The 1,053-nt window shown below is 68.5% G+C and carries 1 protein-coding gene; it reads left to right on the forward strand.

The genetic code is table 11. The features are described 5' to 3' along the window. Positions 1 to 1,053: glycosyltransferase (locus A5712_RS31530; RefSeq protein ID WP_197519506.1), on the forward strand; the 1,053-nt coding region annotated here is incomplete at both ends.

Here is a 1,053-nt window from a genome sequence, read left to right on the forward strand (position 1 = left end):
GAGTCGGCCGGGGTGCCCGCCGTCTCCTACGGGCCGGACACGCGCGAGCAGGTGGTGGCGGTCGCCGACTTCACCCACAACGCCTTCAAACCCCAGAACCCCGCCGACTTCATGCGCACCTTCAAGTCGCTTTTCGTCGAGGGCTGGGCGGAGATGAGCCGGACGCTCACCTCGCTGGCCGACGGGGCGGACCTGCTGCTGACGGGCCAGACCTACCACGGCGTGGTGGCGAATGTTGCGGAATACTACGACATTCCGGTGGCGGGACTGCATCATTTCCCGGTGCGGGTCAACGGTCAGATCGGCGTTCCGTTTCTGCCGTCGCCGGCGCCGATCGTCCGCACCACGCTGTCGGCGGGCTGGTGGCTGTATAACCGCTTCACCAAGGCGGACGAGGACGCGCAGCGCCGCGAGCTGGGTCTGCCGCCCACGACGGTGCCCGCGTGGCAGCGGATGGCCGACGGCGGAACGCTCGAAATCCAGGCCTACGACCGGGCCTTGTTCCCCGGGCTGGCGGCGGAGTGGAATGGCAAGCGCCCCTTCGTGGGTTCGTTGACCCTGGAGTTGGCCGCGGAGACCGACGATGAGGTCGCGTCGTGGATCGCTGCGGGAACGCCGCCGATCTATTTCGGGTTCGGCAGCATGCCCGTCGGGTCGCTCGCGGATCTGGTCACGATGATCGGCGGGGCCTGCGCAGAGCTGGGCGAGCGGGCGCTGATCTGCTCGCGGGCGCAGGACGGCGGCGTCCCCGCATTCGACCATGTGAAGGTTGTCCCGGCGGTCAATCACGCCGCGATATTTCCGACCTGTCGTGCCGTTGTGCACCATGGCGGTTCCGGCACCACAGCCGCGGGGTTACGGGCCGGCGTCCCCACGCTGATCCTGTGGATCACCTCCGACCAGCCGATCTGGGCGGCCCAGATCAAGCAGCTGAAAGTCGGCTCGGGCCGCCGCTTCTCGAGCACTACCCGCAAAACGTTGGTCAGCGACCTCAGGTCGGTCCTCGCGCCCGCCTATGTCAGCCGGGCGCGCGACGTCGCCTCGCGGATGACA

The sequence above is a fragment of the Mycobacterium sp. E2327 genome (assembly GCF_001672675.1).
Lineage (GTDB): Bacteria > Actinomycetota > Actinomycetes > Mycobacteriales > Mycobacteriaceae > Mycobacterium.